General features: G+C 69.1%; 15 protein-coding genes. 6 read left to right on the top strand and 9 right to left on the bottom strand.

All coding sequences use genetic code 11. From position 1 onward, the window contains the following. Positions 1–455: 455 nt before the first annotated feature. The 3 genes from K1T35_RS34770 (at position 456) to K1T35_RS34760 (ending at position 4,786) form a co-directional block, all read left to right on the top strand. Positions 456–3,197, top strand: a complete 2,742-nt coding sequence (locus tag K1T35_RS34770; RefSeq protein WP_220255982.1) for a helix-turn-helix transcriptional regulator — start codon at positions 456–458, stop codon at positions 3,195–3,197. Positions 3,198–3,328: 131 nt separating this feature from the next. Next, positions 3,329–4,090 carry a DUF899 domain-containing protein gene (locus K1T35_RS34765; protein ID WP_255621060.1) on the top strand — a complete coding sequence of 254 codons (762 nt, stop codon included), beginning with the start codon at positions 3,329–3,331 and terminating at the stop codon, positions 4,088–4,090. Positions 4,091–4,228: 138 nt separating this feature from the next. Further along, positions 4,229–4,786 (top strand): dihydrofolate reductase family protein, encoded by a 558-nt coding sequence (locus K1T35_RS34760; RefSeq protein WP_220255980.1) that lies wholly within the window; start codon positions 4,229–4,231, stop codon positions 4,784–4,786. A 1,060-nt stretch (positions 4,787–5,846) separates the two neighbouring features. Here the strand turns inward: K1T35_RS34760 and K1T35_RS49305 are convergent. The 8 genes from K1T35_RS49305 to K1T35_RS34725 all read right to left on the bottom strand — a co-directional run bounded on the left by K1T35_RS49305 (position 5,847) and on the right by K1T35_RS34725 (position 13,299). Then, a complete protein-coding gene (locus K1T35_RS49305) occupies positions 5,847–5,969 on the bottom strand; it encodes a hypothetical protein (protein WP_255621059.1) in 123 nt (40 codons plus the stop codon). A 550-nt stretch (positions 5,970–6,519) separates the two neighbouring features. After that, positions 6,520–7,083, bottom strand: a complete 564-nt coding sequence (locus K1T35_RS34755) for a DJ-1/PfpI family protein (protein WP_220255979.1) — start codon at positions 7,081–7,083, stop codon at positions 6,520–6,522. Positions 7,084–7,138: 55 nt separating this feature from the next. Further along, positions 7,139–7,876 (bottom strand): ABC transporter ATP-binding protein, encoded by a 738-nt coding sequence (locus tag K1T35_RS34750; RefSeq protein WP_220255978.1) that lies wholly within the window; start codon positions 7,874–7,876, stop codon positions 7,139–7,141. Then, on the bottom strand, positions 7,873–8,649 hold the full coding sequence (locus tag K1T35_RS34745) for an ABC transporter ATP-binding protein (protein WP_220263036.1): 777 nt from the start codon (positions 8,647–8,649) through the stop codon (positions 7,873–7,875). The genes K1T35_RS34750 and K1T35_RS34745 overlap by 4 nt, the downstream gene beginning before the upstream one ends. A 20-nt stretch (positions 8,650–8,669) precedes the next feature. Beyond that, the gene (locus K1T35_RS34740) at positions 8,670–10,124 is read right to left on the bottom strand and encodes an ABC transporter substrate-binding protein (protein WP_220255977.1); all 1,455 of its coding nucleotides are present in this window, start codon (positions 10,122–10,124) and stop codon (positions 8,670–8,672) included. Further along, on the bottom strand, positions 10,039–11,190 hold the full coding sequence (locus K1T35_RS34735; protein WP_220255976.1) for a branched-chain amino acid ABC transporter permease: 1,152 nt from the start codon (positions 11,188–11,190) through the stop codon (positions 10,039–10,041). The genes K1T35_RS34740 and K1T35_RS34735 overlap by 86 nt, the downstream gene beginning before the upstream one ends. Then, positions 11,187–12,263: a branched-chain amino acid ABC transporter permease gene (locus K1T35_RS34730; protein ID WP_220255975.1), complete on the bottom strand. Its 1,077-nt coding sequence runs from the start codon at positions 12,261–12,263 to the stop codon at positions 11,187–11,189. Before K1T35_RS34730 ends, K1T35_RS34735 begins: the two co-directional genes overlap by 4 nt. A gap of 178 nt (positions 12,264–12,441) precedes the next feature. Beyond that, positions 12,442–13,299: a sugar phosphate isomerase/epimerase gene (locus K1T35_RS34725; RefSeq protein WP_255621058.1), complete on the bottom strand. Its 858-nt coding sequence runs from the start codon at positions 13,297–13,299 to the stop codon at positions 12,442–12,444. Between the two features lie 158 nt (positions 13,300–13,457). On the opposite strand from K1T35_RS34725, the gene K1T35_RS34720 reads away from it, so the two are divergent. The 3 genes from K1T35_RS34720 (at position 13,458) to K1T35_RS49300 (ending at position 16,706) form a co-directional block, all read left to right on the top strand. Continuing rightward, complete coding sequence (locus tag K1T35_RS34720) at positions 13,458–14,663, top strand: DNA-binding transcriptional regulator (protein WP_220255974.1); 1,206 nt, start codon at positions 13,458–13,460, stop codon at positions 14,661–14,663. Positions 14,664–14,745: 82 nt separating this feature from the next. Beyond that, positions 14,746–15,846 (top strand): Gfo/Idh/MocA family protein, encoded by a 1,101-nt coding sequence (locus K1T35_RS34715; protein WP_220255973.1) that lies wholly within the window; start codon positions 14,746–14,748, stop codon positions 15,844–15,846. Between the two features lie 584 nt (positions 15,847–16,430). Beyond that, entirely contained in the window at positions 16,431–16,706 is a 276-nt protein-coding gene (locus tag K1T35_RS49300; RefSeq protein WP_255621057.1) for a very short patch repair endonuclease, read from the top strand. Between the two features lie 907 nt (positions 16,707–17,613). On the opposite strand, the gene K1T35_RS49295 is transcribed toward K1T35_RS49300, so the two are convergent. Then, positions 17,614–17,925 carry an FAD-dependent oxidoreductase gene (locus tag K1T35_RS49295; protein WP_255621056.1) on the bottom strand — a complete coding sequence of 104 codons (312 nt, stop codon included), beginning with the start codon at positions 17,923–17,925 and terminating at the stop codon, positions 17,614–17,616. Position 17,926: the final 1 nt, after the last annotated feature.

The following is a 17,926-nucleotide window of genomic DNA, read 5'->3' as shown; positions in this document are numbered from 1 at the left end:
TTCCGTGGCATCGCTCGCCGCGATCGCGACACCGACACGCAGCTCGCCGCGGCGGGCTGGCTCGCCGTCAGGATCTGGGAGCACGAAGATCCGATCGAAGCCGCCCAGGCGATAGAACAACTCGTGCGCGACCGAACTGCCGAGAAGCAGCTGCGCCGGACTCGTATGCGTCCGGAAGGGCGTGTCCCAGCGGTACGTGAACCCCCACGTCCCTGACCAGGGCATCCGCAGCAGGAGCCGATTGACCGGCATGAAACCCGCTGGTCAGGGAATGATCTTGTGTCCGAGGGGGGAGTTGCGCACTAACCACACGCCTCGCGCTTACGTCAGCATGATCGTCTGTTCTGCCTGCCGCTACGGGGTTCTTTCGACCGCATGGGCGGCGGCTTGAGCGGGCGCACAAACACGGGTATCTGCTCCCGTGTCGTCCCGGTGCACGGCCTATCGTCGGGTCCGTGCTGCACGGTCGCGTCGACGAGCTGGCGAGGATCGGGCAGCTTTTGGCTGATGCGCGTCGGGCGCAGGGCGGCGCTCTGGTGCTGCGGGGTGACGCTGGGATCGGGAAGACCATCCTGCTCGACCGTGCGTCCGAAATGGCGGGCGGCATGCGGGTGCTGCGTGGGATCGGCATCGAGTTCGAGGCCGAGCTGCCGTTCGCCGGGCTCCACATGCTGTTGCATCCGTTCCTCGACCGGCTCGATGCGCTGCCCGGCCGGCAGGCCGATGTGCTTCGCGGCGCGTTCGGCATCGCGGAGACGGTTGTCCGCGACCGGTTCCTGATCGGGGTGGCCACCCTGACACTGCTCTCCGACATCGCTGACGACCGGCCGCTGCTGTGCCTGCTCGACGACGCGCAATGGCTCGACGACGCGTCGTCGGCAGCGTTGCTGTTCGCCGCCCGGCGGCTGACTGCCGAGCCGATCGCCATGATCTTCGCTGTTCGCGGCGATGAGGCGGTCCTGCCTGCTCCCGGCGTCGAGGCGGTGCGTGTCCGCGGGCTCGACCCGTCTACAGCGGCGGCGTTGCTGGCCGAGTACGCGCCGGGCCTCGCCGATCCGGTACGAGCCAGGGTGCTGCGCGAGGCCGATGGAAACCCGCTGGCCCTCATCGAGCTTGCTGCCGCGCTCGCTGCGGAGCAGCACAGCGGGCGGGTACTGCACGAGTTCCACGTCGGCCCGCTCCCCGCGGTCGGTCGGGTCCAGGACGCCTTCCGTCGACAGATCGCCGACCTGCCGGCGGCCACGCAGTTGGCGCTCGTCGTCGCGGCCGCAGACGACACAACCAGCGTCAATGTGATCATGGACGCCGGCAAGGCGCTGGGGCTGTCCGCGGCGGATCTCGACCCCGCGGTGCGCAGCGGGCTCGTCATCGTGACCGGCGACGGCATGTCGTTCCGGCATCCACTGGTACGTGCGGCCGCCTACCGAGCTGCGACGTCCGTCGATCGGGTCTCCGCCCATCGAGCGCTGGCCGAAGTGTTGCTGGACGGATCGAACGCCGACCGGCGGGCATGGCACCTGGCGGCGGCAACGTCGGAACCCGACGAGGAGGTTGCCGGCGAACTCGAGCGGGCGGCGCAGCGCGCGGGTAGCCGGGGCGGATCGACCGCGATGGCTACCGCATACGAACGGTCGGCCGAGCTCAGCATCCACCCGGCCCGGCGATCGACTCGGCTGGCCAAGGCCGCCAGGGCGGCGTACGACGCGGGTCGTACCGCATGGGCAACCGATCTCGCGTCCCGGGCGGCCGCGTCCACCGACGACGCCTCGGTGATCGCCGAGGCAACCTACATCCAGGCCCAGATCGACGTCGAACGGGTCTCACCGGCCGCCGGTGGCAAGGTCGCGCTGAACGGCGCCCGCCGGATCGTCTCGTGCAGCCCCGAGCAGGCCGCGATCATGCTCACCGAGGCGGTGTGGATCGCATGGGTCGGCGGCGACTCGGTCCTTGCCACCACGGGCCGGGGTCCGCTGGAAGCTGTCACCCTGCCTCCGACCTCGCCGCTGCGTCCCGCCGTGGCCGGCATGCTCGGGTTCCTCGACCTCCTCGACGGCGCACCCGCCGCCGCCATGGAACCCATGCGGGGGCTCGTGGCCGCCGTCCAGGCCGGTTCGGTCGACAGCTTGACCGTCCACACGATCACCGGGTTCATCAGCCTGTTGGTGGGCGATGACGACGCCGCAGCGGCGATGTTGGAGACGCTGGTGGTCACGCTCCGAGCCGGTGGGATGGTGGGGTGGCTGCCGTACGCGCTGGAGCCACTGGCACTCGCCCAGTGCCTGCGCGGCCGATTCCTGGACGCAGCAGCCGCCGCCACCGAGGGGACCGCGCTTGCAGTCGAGGTCGGCCAGCGCAACCAGGTCACCGCGATGACTGCCATCTCGGCATGGCTCGACGCGGTGTCGGGCGATGAGGAGCGCTGCCGGTCGCTGGCGGCCGAGGTGAATGCGCAGGCCGCCCGGCACGTCGCGGCAACCGCGTGCGCGCGCTGGGCGCTGGGCCTGCTCGAACTCGCCGCCGGCCGGGCCGATGCCGCCCTGGAACACCTCGACAGCATCTACCGCGATCGCATCGGGTACGGCTACGAGATCCGGGCCGCGCCGGACTTCGTCGAGGCTGCCGTGCGCAGCGGCCACATCGATCGCGCCCGGACCATGTCGTCGGTCTTCCAGGAATGGGCTCGACACTCCGGGCACCTGTCGACGGGTGCGTTGGCGCTGCGCTGCCAGGCGTTGCTGGATCAGGGATCCGACGCGGACACCGGCTACGCCGCGGCGCTGCGCGCCCATGAGACAGCGAGCCGACCCTATGACATGGCGCGGACGCACCTGGTCTACGGGGAATGGCTGCGCCGGCAACGCCGCCGCTCGGACGCCGGTGCCCAGCTGTCCGCGGCGATGGAGCTGTTCGATCGGCTCGGTGCCCGCCGGTGGGCCGAACGCGCGGCCGCCGAGCTGGAGGTGTTGGGTGCACGGCCCGCTCCCCGCAGCTCCGACACCGGCGGGTCGGCGCGACTCACCCCGCAGGAACTGCAGGTCGTGCGGCTGGCCGCGGCAGGGCTGAGCAACAAGGAGATCGGCGCACAGCTGTTCCTGAGCCCGCGCACGGTCGGGCACCATCTGTACCGGGTCTTCCCCAAACTCGGCGTTACCCGGCGGATGGAGCTGGCCTACCTGGATCTGGGATCGGTCACATGACCGGGGTGTATCCGCCGTTCCCGTGCTGACACCCGTGCGAGCCGGGCTGATGCGAGCCTCTGACCTGTAGCGATGGCGACAGGGCCGGCTGACCGATGTGGGGAACTGCCGCAGCTTCCTACCGTTGGATCGTGACGGATACAGCAGCAGCACTTCCGCCGGTCGTGTCCCGCGAGCAATGGCGCGCTGCCCGCAAGGCCCTTCTGATCAAGGAGAAGGCCCTGACCAGAGCTCGTGACGAGCTCAACGCCGAGCGTCGGCGGCTTCCCATGGTGAGGATCGCCAACGACTACATCTTCGAGGGCCCCACCGGGCCTGCCCGCCTGCTCGACCTGTTCGACGGGCACGCCCAGCTGATCGTCGGCCACTTCATGTTCGACCCCGAATGGGACGAAGGGTGCCCGAGCCGCTCGGCAGGCGCCGACGAGTTCTCCGCCGGCCACCTCAGCCACCTGCTGGCCCGCAGCACGTCGTTCGCGTACGTCTCGCGCGCGCCTTACCGGAAGATCGAGGCCTATCGGGCCAAGAAGGGATGGACCGTCCCCTGGTACTCGTCGTTCGGCAGCGACTTCAATTACGACTTCCACGTCACGATCGACGAGTCGGTCACTCCGGCCGAGTACAACTTCCGCACCAGAGCCGAGCACGAGCAAGCGAACACCGCGTCGTACCTGCAGGGTCCGCAGCCGTTCGAGTTGAACGGCCTGAGCTGCTTCCTCCGCGTCGACGACGACGTCTTCCACACCTACTCCCTCTACGCCCGCGGCACCGAGACGGTCGGCGGCGCGTACTACTTCCTCGATCTGACCGCTCTCGGCCGGCAGGAGGACTGGGAGGAACCTGCGGGCCGCGCTCGGTACGCCCGCAGCGCGAACCCCAACTTCTCGGCGTGAGCGGGGAGCGGGAGATGGCCGTGGCGAACCGCCCCACTCTCCCGAGCGACGCCGGCCGACAAGTCCGAGACGGTACTGCGACGAAATAGATCGACCGGCCAGGGCGAACGCGCCTGGCGCAACGAAATGGAGCAGGGCATGAGAGAACTGATCGTCAACGAAGGCATCACCTTGGACGGAGTCATCGAGACCGGAGAGTGGTTCTCCCCGCGCGGCTCAAGCGATTACGATCTGTCTGACGTCGAGGCGGCGATCAAGGAACAGCGGGAGGCCGCCGACGCCCTCCTCGTCGGGCGCAGGACATTTGAGGACATGCGAGAGTTCTGGCCGCGGCAAACCGACGACACGACCGGCACCAGGGTGTATCTCGATGAGGTACACAAGTATGTGATCTCCGGATCGATGGGCGACACGCGGTGGCAGAACACCACGGTGTTGACCGGCGACGCGCTCGACGAGGTCCAGGCATTGAAGCGCGCACCCGGTAAGGACATCGTGACCACTGGCAGCATCACCCTCGTCCACGCCTTGATCGCGGCCGGCCTTGTCGATGAATATCGGCTGTTCATCCACCCCGCCGTCGCCGGGCACGGCCGGCGCCTTTTCTCAGATGGCACGGCGATACCTGCCATGCGGCTGATAGAAGCGCGTGGGTTTCGATGCGGCATGGTGCTTCTCCGGTACAGATCCGAATGAGCCAGGGGCGCGGCGTTCGGAGACGCCCTCGGTCTCCAGGAGGGGCCGTTAGCAGTGGGTAGGGCGGGGCGGTATCCGGAATCTCGGGAAGCTGGAGTGGACTCGGACCACCGGCACCCTCCGTACCTCCTCCGCGGTCTCGTGCGATGCGCGCTGTGTGGCCGGCGGATGCAGGCGCGGTGATTCGCAAGCGCGAGACCTACTGCCGCGTGGCCGGGCGGGGATCGTACGGTCCGGCCGCTGACGGAGCCGGCCCCTGTCTGGCTCGAACGCTCGCCCCGGCTCCGCTGCTCTCGCCAGCCATCCCAGGACGGTCAACCTGCGGGAGTTCGACATCGTAGTGCCGCTGAACGCGTGGATCGGGTCCATCTTCTCGAAGGGCAACGTCAAGCGAACTGTGGCCGCCCTGGTCGCGTCTCAGGGCGGCGACGCGAATCCGAGCACGCACAACACGGCGAGGAAGCGGCTCGCCGATGCGGAGAGCCGTCAAGGCGGTTCCAGGACGCGATCGCTGCGGGGATCGACCCGAGTGCTCTTGTCGACCCGATCAACGAGGCTCAAGCCCAGCGCGCGGCCGCGCGGGCCGAGGTGGATGGCGCACCTGCGCCGAGTCTGATCACCGACGCCGAGGTCTACGCGATGATCGACTCACTCGGCGATGTCGGCGCGGCGATGAAGGACGCGGATGCCGGCAGCCTTGAACGGCTGTACCGCGAGCCGCGGTCTGGGACTCCGCTACGAACCACACGGGCGAGCAGTCGAGGTCCTGCTCGCGCCGCGTGTGGTTAACGGACGTGTCCGAGGGGGAGTTGCGCACTAACCACACGCATCGTCCTTCCCTGAACGTCGGAGGCTAGGTCGGGACACTCGCGTGCATCAGCCGCTTTCAGCGCGTGGCCTCGCTCATGGATAGGTGGCCGAGTAGAGCTCGACCGGCTGGTCAGTGAGCCGCCCGATCCTCGGGACGGTCGAGCAGACCGGCACGGGCGCGGAACTCGGCGGCCCGGCGGGCGCCGCGGTAGAACGTTTCGGCCGGTTGCGTGCACTGTCTCGACGGTCGTCAGCGATCCTTCCTGGCGAGTGCGGCGAGAAGGCCGCCGGCGAACGTGTCGCCGAGCCCGACGGTGGTGGGGTGCGCGACGTCGAGCGCGAAGCCGGGTACACACCGGACGCTGTTCTCCATCTGTTCGCACAGCGCTGCCGCGAGGCGACGGATTCTGGCCGACGTGGTTGCCGGCGCAGGCGGTCGACGTGCTCGTCGGTGAAGTCGTCACCGTGGCATCAGCGGGCGGCGGCCAGCACGGTGCCGGTGTCGAGGGCGGCGGCGTACGCGCCCGGCGCGTACGCCGAGTGCTGCCACTCAGTACTTCGTGTGTTCCGCCGCACGGACGCCGTGTTCGGTGACCAGCTGTTCCAGCACGTCCGCGGAGAGCGTCAACTACTCGTCGACGCAACCGCCGAGGCCCAGGACGACATGGGACGGGTCGGCCATGTCAGTAGAGCAAGCCCTTGCCGGCGGCGCCGAACAGCTCGAACTTCTGGGCGGCGACCGCCCGCATGGCCTCGATTGGATGGCGTTCGGCTCGCGCATCTTCGGGTCGTTTCCCAGCACCTCGCGCATCTTGTCGTGGTAGGCGATCTTGATGTCAGTCGAGACGTTGAGGCGCGCACGGACGAGTAGCGCATCCGCGGGTCGGCGCGTCACCGGCGACCGCGCGACCCGCGGATGTGCATCACGCCAGGACGCGCGCGCCGCCTAGCACGCGCATGAACGCACGCGACCACTCGGGCAGGTCCGGCCAGCCGCGGCACGAGACCATCGAACCGTCGACCACGTCCGGCGCGTCCACGAACGTTGCGCCGGCCTGCTCCATGTCGGCCTTCAGCGGCGGGAATGCTGCCGTGGTGCGGCCGCGCAGCAGGCCCAGAGCGGCCGGCACCTGCGGGCCGTGGCAGATCGTGCCCACCGGGAGGTCGCGCTCGAAGAAGTGGCGCACGATGCGGGCCACGTCCGGGTCGGTGCGGATGTACTCCGGCGCTCGGCCGCCGGGGATCACCAGCGCGTCGTAGTCCTCCGGTCGCACGTCGGCGAACGCGTGGTCCACGGGCAGCTGGCGGCCGGGCTTCTCGGTGTACGCGTCCCAGCCGGGCTCGAAGTCGTGGATCACCAGCTTGACGGCCCGCCTGCTCGGAGCGGCCACGACGACCTCATGGCCGCCTTCCCGCAACCGGAAGACGGGGTACATCGAGTCGAGTTCTTCTGCCGCGTCGCCTGTCAGGACCAACACTCTGGCCATTGCTCGCTCCTTCTCTCCGGTGGATACGCGTTGACGTGCGTCCCGCAGCCCGCGGCTACGGTCTCGGGTGAGGCGCAGGCACAGTTCCCACGCCCAGGTAGCGGTGCTGTAGGTCGGGCCGGGTCGTCAGCTCGTCACCGCCGAACTCCGCCTCGATGCGGCCGGAAACCATGACGAGCTGACGTCCGGCCATTCGGACCGCTGCACGCAGGTTCTGCTCCACCACCAGGACGGCCACCCCTTCCGCGACGAGGCGATGCACGGCGTCCACCAGGACGTCGACGATCGTCGGTGCCAGGCCTTCCGACGGCTCGTCCATCACGACCAGGTGCGCGTTCAGGAGCAGCGCACGCCCGACCGCCAGCATCTGCTGCTCGCCTCCCGACAGGTTGGCGCCACCGTGTTTCCTCCGCTCCGCCAGCCGGGGGAACAGCTCGTAGACGGCATCGGGCGTCCAGCGCTTGTTCCTGGTTCCCCGGGCCAGCATGGCGAGATGCTCATCGACGGTGAGGGACGGGAACAGGCGACGGCCCTGGGGGACGTACGCCATCCCGGCCCTCGCGACCCGTTCCGGCGTCAGTCCGTCGATGCGCTCCCCGCGAAGGAGAACGTGCCCCCCGGAGGGCGGCAGGAATCCGACGAGGGTGTCGCACAGCGTGGTCTTGCCCATGCCGTTGCGGCCCACGATCCCGACGGCTTCGACGCCCATGCCGAAGCTGAAGTCGTCGAGGACCAGCGATGCTCCGTAGCCGGCCCGGAGTCCCCGGACCTCGAGCAGGGGGGCACCGCTCACGTCATCGCCTCCACGCCGAGATAGATCCGGTGTACATCGGGGTTGTTCTGGACGTCAGCAGGCGAACCGACGGTCACCGTCTCCCCGTCGGCCATCACGACGACGCGCCGGGCGATCCGGAACGCCACGTCCATGTCGTGCTCGATGAGCAGCAGCGTCACGTCGGCGGCAGAGGACTCGAGCAGTTCCACCAGGCGCTCGCGTTCGCCGCGCGACAGACCCGACGCCGGTTCGTCGAGCAGCAGGACGTCCGGTCGAGCCGCGATCGCCATACCGAGCTCCAGCTGCCGCTTCTGCCCGTGCGCGAGTTCGCCTGCAGGACGGTCGAGCTGGTCGGTGAGCCAGACCGCACCGGCGACCCGGCCCGCCTCGACTCTCATCCGATCATCGACGGAGGACCGCCAGAGCGAGTGGTGCCTGCGTCGATGGCCGGCGAGAGCGAGGTAGATGTTGTCCCGCACCGTCAGCCCGGCGAACGTCCGCGCCTTCTGGTAGGTGCGCGCCACGCCCAGGCGAGGCCGGTGCCGGGAGGGCCTCGACGTGCAGTCCAGGCCCTTGATCACCACCGATCCGCGCGTCGGCGCGATGTCGCCGGCGATCACGTTGAACAGCGTGGACTTGCCGGCCCCGTTCGGTCCGATGATCGCCACCCGCTCGCCGTGCGCGACCTCCAGGTCGATGCCGCGCAGGGCGAGCAGGCCCCCATAGGCCACCGTTACGGAGTGAACCCGGATCGCCGGTTCCGGACCGGTCGGCTCGCTGGTCTCGGCCATGGCCACAGCCTCCTCGATGATCAGCGCTGCGGCGCGCCGCCGACGACCGGAATCGCCTTGCCCGTCCACGGCAGGTCACGCCGCTCGCACCGCGGGAAGTCACGGGACGGCGACGGGGTGTCGGGCCCGAACGTGCCACCGAAGGTCTGGTCGACGCCCGGCACGATCGCCACGGTCTGCTGGACGACCTCGCCCGTGTCGTTGACGGTGAGCCGGGAGATCCCCACGTCGACGATCCCGCTGCGGTTCTCGTCCAGCCTGACGTCACCGTAGGGGAGGTCGAGGGTCAGATCGGAGATCGCGGCGTGGAAGGCGGCGCGATCCGCGATGCTGCCGTCGACGGCCGTGAGGCCCTGGGCCAGGGCCACGCCTGCGGAGTAGTAGCCGTAGAAGAACCCGAATGCGGCGGTCACCGATGGCGGCGCCGGCTGGTTGCTGCTGAGCGCTCCGGCCAGCGACTCCCAGGTCGCGTCCGCGCTCGCCAGGTACTCGTCGATCTGCGGCGTGCGGACGTCGGCCGGCAACGCGGCGAACCCGCCGACGTACGCCCCGGCGATGCCGGTGCCGAGTGCCTGCGCCAGGTTGGGGTTGAAGAAGAAGTTCCCCGTGTGCTGCGCGCCGGTCAGGTTGCCCTTCGCGTCGACGAACGCCTCGAGGGACGCCTGCGTCCCGGTCCCACCGACAGCCCAGAAGTAGCCGTCGACCTCGTCCGGGTCCGGGAGCTGCGCGATGTAGGACGAGTAGTCCGTCGTGCCGAGCGGAGGAAAGACCCGATGGGTGACCTGGCCACCGACGGCGCAGAAGTCCGCGATGAACCCGGCGGTAGAGGTGTGGCCGAAGCTGTAGTCGTCCGCGATGACCGCGACGGTCCGCCAGCCTTCCTTGTTGTACTGGATGTCGCCGAGACCGGCGTTCCAGATCGCCCCGTCGCCGTAGAACCGGAAGAAGTTCGGCGCCTGTACCTGCAGCGTCGCTTCCTGAGAGCCGGCGAGGCCGGCGAACACCGTCAGGTCCGGGTTGGACTTGGCGTACTCGGCGACGGCGATGCCCTCGTCTCCCGAGAGTGGCCCGATGATGACGTTGGCGCCGAGCTGCTCGACGAGCCGCCGCACCTCCTGGAGGATGCGGTCCGCGGTGTCGTCGCCACACCCGATGCCGACCAGCTCGATCGGGGTCCCGGCGACCTGGGCGCCGGTGAACCCGTCGAGCGCGCTCGTCCGCGACTTCACCGTGGCACCGGCGTGCTCCACCATCGCGAAGGTGGCACCGGCGACGACGTCCTCGTGGAATCCGCCGAACGGCCCTTCGCACTCGCCGAGGATCCCCAGACGTACGGTTCCGTCATCGGCCGGTGCCGCGCCGGGAGGAGCGCCGCTCCCACCACTGTCGCTATAGCCCCCGCAGCCCGCCGCCAAGAGCACCAGACCCACTGCCAGGGACAGCGCCCGCACCTTCGGTCGCTCGATTCGGCTCATCGTCGTGAACCTCCGATTCCTTCTCGTCCGGGTCAGTGGACCGGGGTCCGCTGGTCGATGTGGATGACGCCGTGCGCGTGCGTCCCCCGAGTCGGCGACGAATGCGCTCGGCTATTCCGGCAGCTCCTTCCGGGGAGAGCACCATGATCAGCAGGACGATGATCCCGATCACGGTGTTGAACCTGGCCTCGGTGATCCCGATCTGGTCCACCAGTGGAAGGTCGCGGAGATAGGTGAAGATCAGCACGTACACGAATGCGCCCAGCCAGGCGCCCTCGAAATACGACACCCCACCGATCACGGCGATGATCAGCAGGATCAACGTGGGCCCGATCGAGATGGATGCCGGGTCGATCTGCCCGTTCCACCACACGTTCAGCAGGCCGCTGAGGCCGGCGACGAACCCGGCGAGGGTGAAGGCGAGCGTCCGGTGGAGCGGAACGTTGAAACCGAGCGAGGCCATGCGCACGGGATCGTCACGCACGCCCTGGAGCGCCAGGCCGAACGCGGTCCTGCCCACCACGCGAAAACCCAGGTAGACGATCGCCGAGAGCACGACGCCCACGTAGTACAGGCTCAACGGGGAGCCGACGAACGCCGGGCGGGGAACGCTCGTGATGCCACTCGGCCCGGAGATGTCGACGATCTGGGCGAACACGAAGTTGCCGATCACCGCGTACACCAGCGTGAGCATGAGGAAGTAGATCCCGGTGGTCCGGGCGGCGACCGCGCCCAGCACGAACGCGACCGCCGTGGTCACGGCGATCGCGAAGGTGATCGCCGCCCACGGGCCCCACCCGAGGTTCAGGCCGCGGGCCCCGACCTCGAGTGCCGCGTTGCCGAACATGAACCCGGCCACCCCGAACAACAGGAGCTGCGCCAACGAGGTCATCCCGCCGTACTTGGCCAGGAACACGATCGTCGCCGCCGCCATCCCGAGAATCATGGTCTGCGTCATCACGAAGTTGATGAAGAACGTGGAAGCGACCGTGGGGATGACGAACAGGACGACCATCAGCAGGGCGAAGGCGAGGTTGCCTCGCGTCAGCAGTGCGCGGGCGCTCATGCCGGCCTCCCGTACAGCCCGTAGGGCCGGATCGCCAGCACCATCGCGAGCAGGGCGAAGGTGACGATGATGGCGTAGTACGAGTAGTCGCTGGGCAGGTATGCGGGAGAGAACGCCACGACGGTCCCGTACAGGAGGGAACCCGCAGCGGCCCCTTTCAGGGAGCCCATTCCTCCGATGATCACCACGACGAGCGAGTTGAGCAGCCAGCTGCCGTCGATTCCGGGTGCCGCCCCGGCGAACGACGCCCCGAGCACCCCTCCGAGGCCCGCGAGGAACGACCCGACGAAGAACGTCACGGCGAACACCAGCCTGATGTTGATGCCCAACGCGCGCACCATCTGCCGGTCGTCCACGCCCGCGCGGATCACCATGCCCATGCGGGTTCTGCTCAGCCACAGCCACAACAGCGCCCCGACGAGCACCGCGACACCGAGCATGAACAGGCGGGACACCGCGTACCTCTCGCCGAAGACCGAGAAGAAGTACGTCACGGCCCCCGGCCAGACCATCCGTTGCGCCAGGCCGCCGAACTCACGCAGCATCTGGTCGGCCAGCACGACGGTGATCGCCAGCGTGATCAGGGCCTGCCGGAGCTCCTGTCCTTCGTTCCACTGGAGGAAGACCTGTTGGATGAGCAGGCCGAGCACGGCGGCGACGGTCGCACCCGCGATCATGGGGACCAACCAGTCGAGCAGGCCGACGTCCGCGGGCTCGATGTTGCGCGTCCGGCCCACCATCGCCTGCTGCACCCGGACCGCGATGTACGCGGCGAGCAGGAACAGCGAGCCGTGTGCCATGTTGACCGTGCGCATCAGGCCGAAGATCAACGTGAAACCGGACCCGGCGACGAACAGCAACCCGGCGAAGGTGACGGCGTCGAGTGCCGTCACGACGAAGTTCCCCGGATTCGCCGCCATCGACCCGGCCGGAGTGGCGTCCGCGAAGAACGCCACCCACAACGCCAGTGCGACGAACGCGGCGGCAGCGCCGAGCGTCGGCGGACGACGCATGCCGGCCCATCGGTCGCGCGCGGACGGGGGTAACTCCGTGCCGCTGGTTGCCGCGGTCACCGGACCACCGAACCGATGTCTGCGCTCGCCGTACCCGTCGGATCCTGTCGCGACTCGTCAGGAGCATTCCGCAGCAACGCGTCCATCGTCACCCGCCATCGTCAGTATTTCGCCGTGATGCACTCAATGCCGCGAACGTGGTACTGCACTGGTCGTGCGGGATGCGACTCGGAACGGGTCAGGCGTCGGTGATCCCGCGGAGGAAGGCCAGGCCGTCGGTGGCCAGGGCGTCCTGGGTACGGGCGAGCGGGCGCCAGATCGACGCGGCGGTGGCGATCGACTCGTTCTCCGCGGTGAACGACTCGATGACCAGCGGCCCGGCATAGCCGGCCGCGTCCAGCGCGGACAGGAAGGCCGGCCAGTCCAGGTGGTCGGCACCCGGCGTCCCGCGGTCGTTCGCGCACACCTGGACATGCATGATCCGTCCCGCCGCCCGGCGTGTCGCCGCGGCCGGGTCGCGTTCCTCGATGTTGAGGTGATAGGTGTCCAGCGCGAGCCCGATGTGTTCGGCCGGCAGCCCGTCGAGGGCTTCGAGGGTCTGGTCCACGGTGTTGAGCAGGCTGGTCTCGTACCGGTTCAGCGGCTCGACCCCGATCCGCACACCCACGTCCGACGCGTGCTCCACCACCGCCGCCATGTTCTCCCGGAACTGCGCGTACGCGGCGGCGCGTTCGGCGTCCGACATCCGCCAGGTGCGGCCGACCGAGGTGTAGGCCGGCCCGGCGACGACCGGCGCACCGATCTGGGCCGCCGCGTCCAGGGTGCCGCGCAGGTAGTCCTGGGTGGCGCGGACGGTGGCCGCGTCGGCGGACACCAGCTCCCGGCCCGGCGACATCGCCACGCAGACGGTGGCGCCGAGCCCGAGGTCGCCGAGCACGATCGCGGTCTGCGCGGGATCCCAGTCACCCGGCTGCTCGAGCGGCAGCTCCAGCACGTCGAACCCCCACTGCGCGACCTGCGGGGCGAGCTCGGAGACAGTCTTGTCGTCGCACGGCGAGGCCCATACCCAGGCGTTGACACCGATCTGCGTGCTCACGCCGTCCCCCGCACCGGAGAGCAGAGCTCGAATCCGGCGCTGGTCGGCGCGAGTTCGATCTTTCGCATCACCATTGAGCGACCTCCCCCGCAAGCAGGCTAGGAGGCCCCCATGACCGCCTCCATGCGTGATCCGGCATCGATCATTAGATTTCCTACATGCCATTTTCCTCACCGACGCGGCATGTGGCACTGATCGTCGAGACGTCCAACGCCTACGCACGCGGGGTGCTGGCGGGCATCCGCAGGTTCGCGGCGGAGCGCCCGCGGTGGTCGTTCTACCTCGCCGAACACAGCCGCCACGAGACCGACTTCTCGTGGCTTCGGGGCTGGAACGGCCATGGGGTCCTCGCCCGGATCGAGAACGAGGAGACCGCACGGTTCATCCGCGAGCTGGGCCTGCCGACGGTGGACCTGAGCGCGAAGGGCCTCGCACCCGAGCTGCCGTGCGTCGAGACCGATGACGACACAATCGCTCGCTGGGCGGTCGAGCACTTCGCGGAGCGCGGCCTGCGGCAGATGGCCTTCTGCGGTGACCAGCGGTTCGGCTGGTCGGTCGCCAGGGCCGCGGCGTTCGCCGATCACGCGGACCGGCGCGACGCCGTCCCCCACGAGTTCACGCTCGAGCCGTCCGGGATGCGCTCCCACGACCGGGAGCGGCTCGCGAGATGGCTGCGCGGGCTCCCCCGTCCCGTCGGGGTGCTCGCCTGCTACGACATCGCCGGCCTGGAGGTGCTCGAGGCGTGCAAGATCGCGGGTCTCCGGATGCCCGACGAGGTCGCCGTGGTCGGCGTCGACAACGACGAGCTGTTCTGCAACCTCACGTCGCCGCCGCTGTCCAGCATTCAGCCCGATACGATGCGAACCGGGTACCTCGCCGCGGAGATCCTCGACGCGATGATGGCGGGCCACATCCTCGAGCCGGGAAAACGGCCTATCGAGCCGCTCCGGATGGTCACGCGGCAGTCCTCGGACATCTTCTCCGTCGAGGACCCGCTGGTCGCCGCCGCGCTTCGCTTCATCCGTGACCGGTCGGACAGCGCACCGACCGTTGCGGCCGTGCTCCGGCACGTCGGGCTGTCCCGGCGGGCCCTCGACGCCCGGTTCGTCAAGATCGTCGGGCGGACCGTCCACGGCGAGATCGTGCACGCCCGGGTCGCCCATGTCGCCGAGCTGCTGACCTCGACGGACTGGACACTGCCCCAGATCGCCGAGCGGCTCGGCTTCAGCCACTCGGAGTACATGAGCGTGATGTTCAAGCAGCACACCGGCACATCCCCGGGTGCCTACCGCCGCGCCGCCACCGGCGCTATCTCCCGGCAGGAGTTCCGGAGCCGCGGCCGCGTGCCGAGGAGCGATAGGTAGGAAATCTAATGATCGATGCTGGATCGCGCATCGAGGAGTGGCGCAGATGCTCCTAGCTTGACCGGCGGGAGGTTGCTCAACGATGACGCGAAGAATCCATGTCGCCCTCGCCGGTCTGGGCTTCGGGGCCGAGTTCATCCCGATCTACCAAGCCCACCCCGACGCCGAGCTGGTCGCGGTCTGCCGGCGCAACGAGGACTCGCTGCGCGAGATCGCCGATCGCTTCGACGTCCCCGGCCGCTACGCGAGCTTCGATGCCCTCCTGAAGGATCCGGACGTCGACGCGGTCCACATCAACACCCCGATCCCGGACCACGCCGCACAGAGCATCGCGGCACTCCGGGCCGGGAAGCACGTCGCCTGCACGGTGCCGATGGCGACGACCCTCGAGAAGTGCCACGCCATCGTGGCGGCCGCGCGGGAGGCCGGTCGGAACTACATGATGATGGAGACCGTCGTCTACTCACGGGAGTTCCTGCACGTGCGGGACCTCGTCGACGAAGGCACCATCGGCCGGATCCAGTTCCTCCGCGGGGCCCACCACCAGGAGATGGCGGGGTGGCCGGGCTACTGGGAGGGACTTCCTCCGATGCACTACGCGACCCATGCCGTCAGCCCGGTGCTGACGCTCGGCGGGGCGCTCGCGGAGAGCGTCGTCTGCGAGGGATCGGGCCGCATCTCCGATGATCTCGCCGGGCGCTACGGGTCGCCGTTCGCCGTCGAGAGCGCGCTGATCACGCTGCGCGACTCGGTCGCCCGCGCGGAGGTGGCCAGGTCGCTGTTCGAGACGGCACGCGGGTACGTCGAGAGTTTCACGGTGTTCGGCGACCGTGCGAGTTTCGAATGGGAGCAGACCCAGGGCGCAGGGCACGTGCTCCACGTCGGTGCGCATCCGAAGCGGGTCGAGGTGCCCGACTTCGCGCACCGGTTGCCGGTCGAGATCGCCCGCTTCACCACCGGGGGTGTCTACGACGACGACAACCAGCACCTGTCGTTCATCCAGGGCAGCGGCCACGGCGGTTCACACCCGCACCTCGTGCACGAGTTCGTCCGCAGCATCGTCGAGGAGCGGCCGGCGGCGATCGACGCCGTCACCGCAGCCAACTGGACCGCGGTCGGGATCTGCGCCCACGAGTCGGCGATGCGTGGCGGCGTGCGCGTGGCGATCCCTGACTTCGCCTGACTCGTCCGCTGAGCCGGTTGACGGCGGCGTCCGACGCGAGGAGCGTCGCGGCTTAATGAGGCGCCTGGTCCATCCGGGACTCCGGTGTGGTGTACAGGCACCTCGCACGACCTGCACGTCACCGTCGTCGACGAACACCGATCCGGACGGAGGCACGCCACGACCCCGGATCGGTACCGCAGGAACGGGCCGATCGGTGTCGCGTCCGCCCCGCGTTTCCTGGCGTGGGCAACCAAGTGGCTCATCAGCGTGGGGGAGACCGGCTGTGATCGTGTGGTTTCGCCCTTCTCGCCGAGCGAGATCAGGCACTGGTCGAGGTCGATCGGGCGCAGCGCGAGCGCGCCGCCACGGCGGCAGGGCGCTGGTGCCGTGGACAAGCACCTCGACCCCCGCCCGGTCCCACCCGCGTCGTCGCCCGCGACTTCACGGGTGATGCGCCGGACCAGGAGATCCGGCACGCGGCCGGAACTGGCGTTGCGCCGCGCCCTGCACGGGCGCGGCTTGGGGTTCGTCGTCGACCGGCCCGTGCCGGGCGGGAACCGGCGTCGGCGCGTAGACATCCTGCTACGAGTGGGCGGATCGCGGTGTTCGTCGACGGCTGCTTCTGGCACTCCTGCCCTGACCACAGTCATCTGCCCAAGACCAATACCAGCTGGTGTCGCCTGAAGTTCCGCGGCATCGCCCGCCGCGACCGCGACACCCAACTCGTCGCTGCGGGCTGGCTGGCCGTCAGGATCTGGGAGCACGAGGATCCGGTCGATGCGGCTCGGGCGATCGAACAGCTCGTGCGCGACCGAACCGCCGAGAAGCAGCCGCACCGGCCTCGTGCGCCCGGGCGGGCGTGTCCCAGTGGTATTTGAATCCCCACGCCGGTGACCAGGGCATACACAGTAGGGGTTGTGCGACGCGCATGAAATACGCTGGTCAGGAGCGTGATCTTGTGTCCGAGGGGGGAGTTGCGCACTAACCACACGCCTCTCGCTGAGCTGACTGGGGCGCCGTGGGTGCCGCCCGAGCCTTGCTCAACCCGTTCTTGATCGTGGGCGACACGGCCGGGCTGATCACCTTCTTGGCCGAGATCTCCAGGATTCGATCGGGTCAGGATCGCCATCGGGTCGACCGAGTAGCGGTTGGCCGTCGATGGCATCTTGATCCCGTACTCGAGCTCCAGTTCCTCCCGCAGCCTCACGCCGGGCCGCGGCAGCGCTCGGTGCCGAGAAGCGTGATGAGCGTCAGCTCATACTTGCATCGGCGATTGACGTCCCCGGAAGTTGGCCGTGGCGCGACAGGCTCGCCAGAACCTGCTGCGCGGCGTGCTCACCCGAGGCGGCCGCGTCGGCGAGGGACGGCATCTCCAGCTGGTAGTTCGCCCGCCAGGTGGACCGGGCCGAGGTGGTCGCGCAGCCTCGGCAGGGACGCGCGTCCGCCGGGCGCCCAGAACGGCATGACCCGAGGGTGACGTCGCACGAATGTTTTGCCGAGCTTTCCCTCGAGCTCGGGATGGAGCGTGACGAGGTCTGCGGTGAACCGGGAGACGATCTCGGCGTCGGTGAGCTCGAACAGCCGCGCTTCCGCGGGCCAGGACCGCGCAGGGCCGCGGCGTGGTTGAACATCGCTTGGAACGACATTCGGGGCGTCGACACGGCGATGTCGTCCCACCGCGCTGCGGCCCATATTCGTGGGTGAAGAATCCCACGACCACGTACCGGCCGTAGTGGATGTCGTCGAACGCCGCCCGGTACGCGGGCGGCAGGCCGGGCACGATCTTCACGGCCACATCCCGGGGACGGCCACGACCGCACGGCGGGACCGGATCCGCGCCGGTCCGTTGTCGTCCTCGTAGTCCACGACGACGCCGTCGTGGGTCCATTCGACGGACTTCGCCGGTGAGTTCAGGCGCAGGCGATCACCGATGTCGGCCGCCAGGATGTCGGTGAGGGTCTGGTTTCCACCTTCCGGCAGGGCGAAGTTCGGAACCTTCGCCGGGTCGGTCAGCAGGATCCCCATCGAGATGACGAACTGCGGCGACGCTCTAACCCTGGCCTCAGGTTGATCGGGGACGATGAGCGGCAAAAGCATC

The sequence above is a fragment of the Pseudonocardia sp. DSM 110487 genome, assembly GCF_019468565.1.
Lineage (GTDB): Bacteria > Actinomycetota > Actinomycetes > Mycobacteriales > Pseudonocardiaceae > Pseudonocardia.
This window is presented reverse-complemented; position numbering and strand designations above follow the sequence as displayed.